This is a genomic window from Methanosphaera sp. DEW79 (genome assembly GCF_003266085.1).
Taxonomy (GTDB): Archaea; Methanobacteriota; Methanobacteria; order Methanobacteriales; family Methanobacteriaceae; genus Methanosphaera; species Methanosphaera stadtmanae.
This window is the reverse complement of the sequence record NZ_MUZW01000064.1, coordinates 1-8,293: the sequence shown is the minus strand read 5'-3', so window position 1 is coordinate 8,293 and position 8,293 is coordinate 1. Positions and strand designations below refer to the sequence as shown.

The 8,293-nt window shown below is 27.9% G+C and carries 10 protein-coding genes; 1 reads left to right on the top strand and 9 read right to left on the bottom strand.

What is annotated here, in order from left to right; translation table 11 throughout:
- Positions 1 to 133: 133 nt before the first annotated feature.
- On the bottom strand, positions 134 to 592 hold the full coding sequence (locus BZ132_RS06785) for a universal stress protein (RefSeq protein WP_011406980.1): 459 nt from the start codon (positions 590 to 592) through the stop codon (positions 134 to 136).
- Between the two features lie 175 nt (positions 593 to 767).
- Here BZ132_RS06785 and dmpI point away from each other — a divergent pair, with 175 nt between their 5' ends.
- On the top strand, positions 768 to 953 hold the full coding sequence (dmpI, locus tag BZ132_RS06780) for a 4-oxalocrotonate tautomerase DmpI (protein ID WP_011406979.1): 186 nt from the start codon (positions 768 to 770) through the stop codon (positions 951 to 953).
- Between the two features lie 56 nt (positions 954 to 1,009).
- On the opposite strand, the gene hemA is transcribed toward dmpI, so the two are convergent.
- The 8 genes from hemA to BZ132_RS06740 form a co-directional block, all read right to left on the bottom strand.
- Complete coding sequence (gene hemA / locus BZ132_RS06775; RefSeq protein ID WP_011406978.1) at positions 1,010 to 2,197, bottom strand: glutamyl-tRNA reductase; 1,188 nt, start codon at positions 2,195 to 2,197, stop codon at positions 1,010 to 1,012.
- Between the two features lie 155 nt (positions 2,198 to 2,352).
- Positions 2,353 to 2,985 carry a bifunctional precorrin-2 dehydrogenase/sirohydrochlorin ferrochelatase gene (locus BZ132_RS06770; protein ID WP_011406977.1) on the bottom strand — a complete coding sequence of 211 codons (633 nt, stop codon included), beginning with the start codon at positions 2,983 to 2,985 and terminating at the stop codon, positions 2,353 to 2,355.
- Positions 2,986 to 3,042: 57 nt separating this feature from the next.
- Entirely contained in the window at positions 3,043 to 3,525 is a 483-nt protein-coding gene (locus tag BZ132_RS06765; protein ID WP_011406976.1) for a methanogenesis marker 9 domain-containing protein, read from the bottom strand.
- 120 nt (positions 3,526 to 3,645) lie between these two features.
- Complete coding sequence (locus BZ132_RS06760) at positions 3,646 to 4,374, bottom strand: tRNA-dihydrouridine synthase (protein WP_011406975.1); 729 nt, start codon at positions 4,372 to 4,374, stop codon at positions 3,646 to 3,648.
- Positions 4,375 to 4,458: 84 nt separating this feature from the next.
- Positions 4,459 to 5,226: a GTP cyclohydrolase III gene (locus BZ132_RS06755; RefSeq protein ID WP_011406974.1), complete on the bottom strand. Its 768-nt coding sequence runs from the start codon at positions 5,224 to 5,226 to the stop codon at positions 4,459 to 4,461.
- 76 nt (positions 5,227 to 5,302) lie between these two features.
- Complete coding sequence (cofD, locus tag BZ132_RS06750) at positions 5,303 to 6,199, bottom strand: 2-phospho-L-lactate transferase (protein ID WP_112149752.1); 897 nt, start codon at positions 6,197 to 6,199, stop codon at positions 5,303 to 5,305.
- A gap of 7 nt (positions 6,200 to 6,206) precedes the next feature.
- Positions 6,207 to 6,971 (bottom strand): coenzyme F420-0:L-glutamate ligase, encoded by a 765-nt coding sequence (locus tag BZ132_RS06745; protein WP_286940681.1) that lies wholly within the window; start codon positions 6,969 to 6,971, stop codon positions 6,207 to 6,209.
- Positions 6,972 to 7,215: 244 nt separating this feature from the next.
- Positions 7,216 to 8,293 (bottom strand): Ig-like domain-containing protein (locus BZ132_RS06740; protein WP_286940680.1); only part of this gene is annotated, 1,078 nt, incomplete at its 5' end.

Here is an 8,293-nt window from a genome sequence, read left to right as displayed (position 1 = left end):
TATGTTATACTTTAGTTAATTATAACTTATTTCTAAAAACTTATATATTATTAATAAACTAAGTTATAACTAATAAGTATCTAAGTTATAATAATTATAATCTAAAAAAAATAAAAAAAAGAAATTCATTCTATTATTTATTTGGAATGACAAGAATAGGGACTGTTGAATGTCTTACAGTTTTCTCAGTCACACTACCTAATAAAAATCTGTCAAGCATGTGTTTACCACTACTTGCTATAACAATTAAATCAACATCTTCTTTTTCAGATAATTTTAAGATAACATCTGCTGCATTACCTTCTTCTGTTCTAGGTGTTAATTTAACATGATCTATTTTAAATCCTTTTTCTTCTTCCATATTTTCAATAATGGATTTCACATGGTTGATTATTTTTTGACTTTCCTCTTCTAAGATAAGTTCAGATTTAGTAATTAAATCTTCCTCTGGAAGTCCTGTTAAATAAACACTATCAACTACATTGAGTATAATAATTTCTGAATCTTCAAGTTCAGCTATACGTAATGCATGTTCAATAGCTTTTTCTGAATTTTTTGAACCATCTGTAGGTAATAATATTTTTTTGTACATATTCATTCCTTCTATAATTATTACTCTTTTTGAGAATATAATTATTATTATATTATTTAATAAGTATTATGTTTTACTATTATTTTTTCTAAATCATTAATGTTATATATTAACAAATATTTAACTATATATATTAAAACTAAGATATTTTATAAAATGAACATAAGGTGATATAATGCCAATAATAACAATAGAAGGACCTAAAGCAAGTAAAGAACAAAAAAAGGAATTAATTGAAAAAATAACAAAAGTAGCATCAGAATGTTATAACTTGCCAGAACAAGCAATAACCATATCTATATATGAAAATCCAATGGATAATGTTGGAGTGGGTGGAAAACAACTATCAGACATGCATTAAATTTAATAATATTTTTTCAAATATTTTTAAAAAAAGAAATAGGGAAATCCTATTGGTTAGTTATATTCAAGGAGTATTTTTTTAGCATTTCTAATAGTGTCTTTATCATTATTAGCAGCTGCTTCTTTTAAATTGTTAATTATATTATATAATAGTTTATCAGTAATACTTCTTGTTAAATAATCTACCTTTTTAGATGATTTTTTATCTAAATCAAGCATGTGTAATGTTTTATCAAGTTCTTGTTTTCTAATTTTTTCAGCTTCAATATTTAATGAAGATAAAATCGGAGTTATTTCCATTTGTTTTAAAGATTCTTTAAGAAGAAGGGTTTCATCTTCAATAATAGCCTCAGCCTTAATAGCTTCCTTGTTACGACGTTCCTTATTTTTATCAGTAACATATCTTAAATCATCAAGGTTATATAATTTAACACCTAATTCCTGAACATCATTTTCAATATCATGAGGGTTAGCTAAATCTAACATAATCATGTCATGTAAATGTTCTTCAGGTAAAAATGCTATACGTTCTTTACTTATTATACTATGAGGAGCACCAGTAGAACTAATTACAATATCAATATTTACAAGTTCATTATTCATTTCATCAAATTTTATAGCTTCACCATCTAATTCTTGAGCTAACTGTCTTGCCTTATCATATGTTCTATTAGCAACAACTATTGTATTTGTTTCTTTTTCAAGCAAAGCCTTAGAAACAACAGTACCCATTTCTCCAGCACCAATTATAAGAACATTTTTTCCTTTCAATGAACCATACTTTTCTTCAATAAGTTCTACAGCACCACTACCTACAGATACACCACCTTCATTTATATGGGTATTTTTACGTATGGTCTGACCAACATGTATAGCCTTTGTAAAAACCTTCTCAAGCTTTGGGCCAATAGTCTTATTTTTTATGGCATTTTTACGGGCAGTTTTTATTTGTCCTAATATTTGATCTTCACCCATAATCATTGATTCAAGTCCAGAGGCTAATCTTAACAAATGATTTATAGCCATATCATTCTTTTCAACAATAAAAGTAGTTGTGGGAATATTAACTTCTTCATCAATTAGAAGATAAATTTCATATCTATTACATGTTTTTAGTGTAACTTCTTCTAAAATATCTAATTTCTCATGTAATTCAGCGTTTATCATATCTAGTTTAGCATATGATTTTTCCATTGTTTCTATATCTGCTATTTTAAAATCTATACGAATATTAACTAACATTCACAATCCCCTTATTAGATTTTTATTTCATTGTATCATTCAAATAAGCTTCACATACTCATATTTAATTAAAATACATTTATCTAATTTCATTACCATATATTAATTACTTATACTATTTATTTACTTAATAATACTAATATTTATATTAAAATTTAGTTTATCTTTTCTATGAGGCATTTAACATATTTTTTAGCCTCATCTAATTTTCCTTCTTCAATTAATTTCTGCACAATTTCATCTTCATTAACATGTATCATAAATTCTTTTCTATCATCCTGTGATGAAACATGTTTTTTTAGTAGATATCTAACATACTCTTGTAATTCTATAAATAAAATATCAGTTTCAGTTATAATACTCTGTATCTTTTTACGTAACTGTTTGGCCATAAGAGGACTTTTTGAATTAGTATATAATGAAATAGTAACAGAACCAATATTAAATGTTGATGGAACAATAACATTACTTAAAGAAATATCACTAGCACAATTTACTAATTTATCATGAGCTTTAAGAGAAATTTCCCTGTTTAATTCCATATTATCAGTAGCAACAACTACTAAATCACATTTTTTAATTAATTCATCTAAAGCATTATCACTATAGAATACAGCGCCCTTATTTATAAATTCCTCTTTTATATCATAATCAATTCCATGTGTTATAATAGAAACATAAGCACCAGCATCTAAAAATCGACGTGCTCTTCTAATACCAACTTGGCCAGTACCTACAATTAACACATTTTTCTCTTCCATATCTAAAAACAATGATGTAACTGTCATAATACAATACCTTCAAGGATTCATAAAAAAATAGTAATAAATAGAAAGTTTATAGAATTATAAACTTTTTAATCTAAGATTTTTAATTGCTGTTTTTAAATCATTACCAGCTTCAGTTAAAGCATTTCTTGCTTCATCAATGGTAATATTAAATGTTTCAGCAAGAGTACTTATGTCTTTATCAGAATATGTTATTTCATTAACATTTGAATGTTTAACAATCTCGTTGGCCAATTCCTTTTTTAATGTCATATAGGTATCATGTGACATACCTATTGATTGAAGTACAGAATCCCTTAGTGGACATGGTTTTGAAGCTTTACAACACCAGATTAAAGATCCAAAACATGTTCCAGTACCTTTACCTAACTCTGTTTTTTTACCAAATTCTTCCTTAATATTCACAAATTCCTGAGGACTTAAACCTACCTCTGCTAGTTTAGTATGTACAGGACAAGGTTTAACTGGAGGACAACAAAATGCCAATCCTCTTATATCTCCTCCTCTACATACATGAGCTGGTGCATCATCCCATCCCATTATAATCACTCCTTACTTTTAATTATTACATTTAATTATTATTTAAAAAGATATTTTCTTAGTATAATTATTTTATATTAATAATACTTATGGTTTTCATAAATAATTAATTTTTCATATTTAATAAAAAATATCTTGGATATTTCCATTAAGTGCAGCTCTTGCAACAGAAACACTATCAGCTCCACTATTTATCATTTTCATATAATCATCATGTGTTGTAACACTATTATTTCCAATTAAATGTATCTCTGTGTTGTTACTAACTTCTTCTATAATTTCATAATCAGCTTCCATAATTCCAGGATTTGTAGCATCTAAGTGAATATAGTCTATATTATATGATTCTATTAATTTAGTGATTTCTAAAGTATCAACACCACATACATTTGCACGTATCTTCACACTAACATCCATATCATACGATGAAACCTCATCTAATACTTGACTTAGTCTCTTCTTATCCTTAAGAAGACCTTCTCCAGCACCTGCTTTTACAACAGCCTCTTGTCTACAATGAGCATTTATTTCTAAAATATCAATATTTTTGTTGTTCTTAACTACTCTAAATGATTCTGGTTTTATACCTCTTAAATTAACACTAATTAAACCTTGCCATGATGGATTGTAGTTTCTGATTATTTCTACTTGTTTTGATATGTGGGAAGATAATTCAGTGGGTTTAATTATAAATTCTTGCCTATTATTTTTTGTGTTTTCAATACCTGCAGTATCTGTTTCTAAATCTGAATTATATCCACCTAAAGTTATAATATCAATATTTTCTTTAGTAAATTTCTTACAAAACTCACCATCACAGATTCCAGCCATAGCAGATAATACATTCATAATAATAACCTCTCACATAAACATTTATTTTAGTATAATTTTAATAAAAAATAGTTTTCATAAAAATAAAAAAAAGGATGGTTATTAATATTCATCTAAATCATTAAATAACAAGACAGAATCATCTACAAGTTCTGCTCTAATATCCTCTAATCCAATGTCTGCTAAATCAGCAGCACGTCCTGCCTGTTTTGCAACACCAATTCCTGCTTTTAAGGTAACACCAGTTTTTTTATCAACAACTTTTAGAGCCTCTCGTAATTGATCTTTAGATATTCCATTAGTAGGAGCCATATAATTATCTCCACCTATGAAAAAACACATACCTCCAATTTTTGCAAGTTCATCCATCAATGCAAGAAGTACTTCATATACCTTTATAGATGTATCAAAGGCAGTTTCAATATCAGTTAATGTATTTGTTATATCATTAATATCAATATGGGCAATTTGGACAAGACTATTATCATCATCTGCTAATGAATCAATATTTAAAACTTCACATCTATTAGCACTTTGAGCTCCACCACCATTTTGAATCATCTTAGTAGCGATTTTTTGAGCTTCATATGCAGTATCTGCTGTACCTACCCCCATACTTATAGTGATAGGATATCTATTTCTTATAGATTGTTGAATAAGTAGATGATCATCATAATCCATACCATTACTTATTGCAATAAGATTATCAAATCTATTAAAAAATACTATTGCTCCATGTGCACCAAATTCGCGTTCTAAATCTCCATATAATCTTGATTGTAATGTTTGTAAATCTGGTTCTGCTCTTGGTCCTGGTGTAACTGTCCAAGGCCCATAATTATCTATTTGTATTAATGTAACTTGTATCATTCAATCACTTTTATTATTCTTTAAAAAAATTTTCTCCAATTTTTTACTTCAATATATGAATTTAAATTATAATTATTTATTCAAGTATCATTTTTGCTAGTTTGATTTTATCTTCCATTGTTTTTAAAATTATATTCTCTAATGATACTTTAGGTATTTCATTTTCTATAATATGTTTATATTTGTCATCTGTATTATTTATTATATAATGATTAAGAAAATCTTTATAAATTGAAGCTACTCCAACACAATCATTACTGTATCCTTTTGCCATCATAAATTTACTAGCAGGACCACTAATGGCATTATTACTTATAAATGGAGATACACTTGTAACATAAACATTTTTCAAAGCTTTTTTCACACCAGGCATATTGATTATTGGATTAATGGATGTTATAGGATTTGAAGGTCCAATTATTACAGTATCACTATTTTCAATAGATTCAATAACACCATCAGCAGCTTCAACAGGAGAATATATAACATCATTTACATGAGGTTTTGATTGGTGTGTAATTAGAAAGTCATGAAATGACAGCATACCCTCATCAGTGTCAATAGTAACATGGGGTTGTGTATTGCTCATTGGTAAAATGGTAGATTCAATACCAAGAGCATTCTTCTGTATTTTAACAACATCTTGTAATGAATATTCTTTGAGTAATTCAGTCTTCTGTATTTTTAATGCCCTGTCTTTATCACCAATACGAAGTGTTTCATGAAAACCTAATTCTTCTAATACTTCATGTGTATAAAATGTATCATCAACACGTCCATACCATGTTTTGTCATTAATTAAATCACACAATGTGTACATAACAGTATCAACATCAGCACTAACATAAACTCCAGAAAAATAATTATTTTCCAAAGTATTTACAATAACAGTTAAGTCTTTGGCTTTAATAATTTCTTTAATACCTTGTAATAATTTAGGAGTACCAGTTCCGCCAGATAAAACAGTAATCATAGTAACACTACCTAAACACATCAGTTTCTTCATCGCGAATAGATTCACTAATACTTGCCTCATCAATAGCGCATTTTACTAAGGAATTATCATAACCTCTAATTAAAACAAGACAAATACCATTATCAGATTGACCCATAACTAAGGATGCAGCACTAGCAAGTTCATCAGCAGTACCTTCAATTGTACTCATCAATTCTTGACCATACAAATCGCTACTTCCTCTAAAATCAGTACAAGGATGAATACCACTGATACCAATAGCAACACCAACAGCACCAACACGCCATGGTCTGCCCTGTGTATCAGAGATAATAACACTAACAGCCACATCAAAGACTTCATCAAGATATTTTTTTATACATCTTGCACTTCTATCAGCATCCACTGGAAGGGGTGTAACATAACCTTCTCTACAGTTACTATTATCAATTCCAGAATTAGCACAGATAAAACCATGGGGGGTTTCTGTTATAATAAGTCCAGTTTGACATCTAATAATTTTTTTAGTATTATCAAGAATAATTTGACATTGTTTAGCATCTTTTTCTGATTTTAAAGAAATGTCTTTTGCTTTATCTGAAACAACAACATCCTCAATCTTAACATAATTTCCTTCAGCTTTAGATACAACAGTCTCTGCAAGAACTAAAACATCATCATCTTCTAACTTAATATTATTATAATTAAGTGTATCACATATTATTCTAGATAAATCATCATTTTCTTCAATAATTGGAAAATTCTCCACACCTATAATTTCTAAACTCATAATAAATCATCTTCTTTTAATCTATTTAAAGCCAGACCATAATCTTAATTATTTATAATATATATTGAATTGTTAATATAAAATTTTTAAATAAAACAAGTATTAATAAAAGGGGTATGAAAAATGATTGTATAGGTAAAATAGATATGAATTTCTAAAAAATAAGATTTCTATAATAAACATTTTTTTTTAAAAAATTTGAGAGAAATAGATAAAACTATTCTCTCATCATGGCTAAAGAAAATTAAATAAAATTTTCTTCAACAACAGTAAGTGTACTGTTAACATCACTACGTTCATATAATGAGTTTCCAAATACACATGTGAAGTTATATTCTTTTGCAGCCATGTTTTGTGGTATTGTGTAGTTGATTGTTGCAACTCCATCTACAACATTAGCTTGTATAATATTACCATCAGTATCTCTTAATGTTTTACCATTAATTTTAAATATTACAGTTCCACCATTTACTGGTTTATCATCACTTGTAACTTTTACTGAGAATGTTGCTGGTTTTCCTGCTACTACATTTGTATTAGATGTAATTTCTACTTTAGCAACAGATTTTGTAATATTCATAGTAGCATTTGTCATAATAGGGCTATATTCATTATTTCCACCATATTTAGCAGTGAATGTAATACTTGATTTTGCCCATCCTTTTGGTACTATGAAATTATCTATCATAGCTACACCATCTACTACTTTAGCATAAATTATGTTACCATCATTATCTCTTAATGTTCTACCATTTACTTTGAAGATTACAACTCCACCATTAATAGCAGTACCATTTATATTTGTTAATGTAGCAGATATTGATATTGTATCATTAATTTTAGCAGTTACTGGATTTAATGTGAAAAGCATATCTTTACCACTTGCTTTGTTAACAATAATCATGGTAGTAGCTGTTTGTGGAGCATAAGTATCTGTTCCAACATAATCTACTTGTATATTTCTTGCACGAGCTGTTGTAAATGTGGTGTATATTGTAGCACTACCATCAACTACTGTTGCTCCAGCAATAATATTACCTTTATTATCAGTTAATCTAACAAATCCTTCCCCTACTTTAGAACCATCAGTTGTTGTAACATTAACAACTACGGCAATAGGAGTGTTAACTGTACCAATAATAGCTGAATCTACATTGATATTTACATATTCAATATTTTTTCCAGTATTATCTTTAATTGTGTTATTTTCACCAGTAGCTAGTACTGAATTATCACCAGATAATTCTTTAGCAACTAAACTATTATCTGTTACTTGATGATTATTTCCAGTTACTGTCACTGCATATGTGTTGTTTAATGAT

Coding starts and splice junctions, on each gene's coding strand:
- BZ132_RS06785 (WP_011406980.1), bottom strand. CDS start 592: ATGTACAAAAAAATATTATTACCTACAGATGGTTCAAAAAATTCAGAA.
- dmpI (WP_011406979.1), top strand. CDS start 768: ATGCCAATAATAACAATAGAAGGACCTAAAGCAAGTAAAGAACAAAAA.
- hemA (WP_011406978.1), bottom strand. CDS start 2,197: ATGTTAGTTAATATTCGTATAGATTTTAAAATAGCAGATATAGAAACA.
- BZ132_RS06770 (WP_011406977.1), bottom strand. CDS start 2,985: ATGACAGTTACATCATTGTTTTTAGATATGGAAGAGAAAAATGTGTTA.
- BZ132_RS06765 (WP_011406976.1), bottom strand. CDS start 3,525: ATGGGATGGGATGATGCACCAGCTCATGTATGTAGAGGAGGAGATATA.
- BZ132_RS06760 (WP_011406975.1), bottom strand. CDS start 4,374: ATGAATGTATTATCTGCTATGGCTGGAATCTGTGATGGTGAGTTTTGT.
- BZ132_RS06755 (WP_011406974.1), bottom strand. CDS start 5,226: ATGATACAAGTTACATTAATACAAATAGATAATTATGGGCCTTGGACA.
- cofD (WP_112149752.1), bottom strand. CDS start 6,199: ATGATTACTGTTTTATCTGGCGGAACTGGTACTCCTAAATTATTACAA.
- BZ132_RS06745 (WP_286940681.1), bottom strand. CDS start 6,971: ATGAGTTTAGAAATTATAGGTGTGGAGAATTTTCCAATTATTGAAGAA.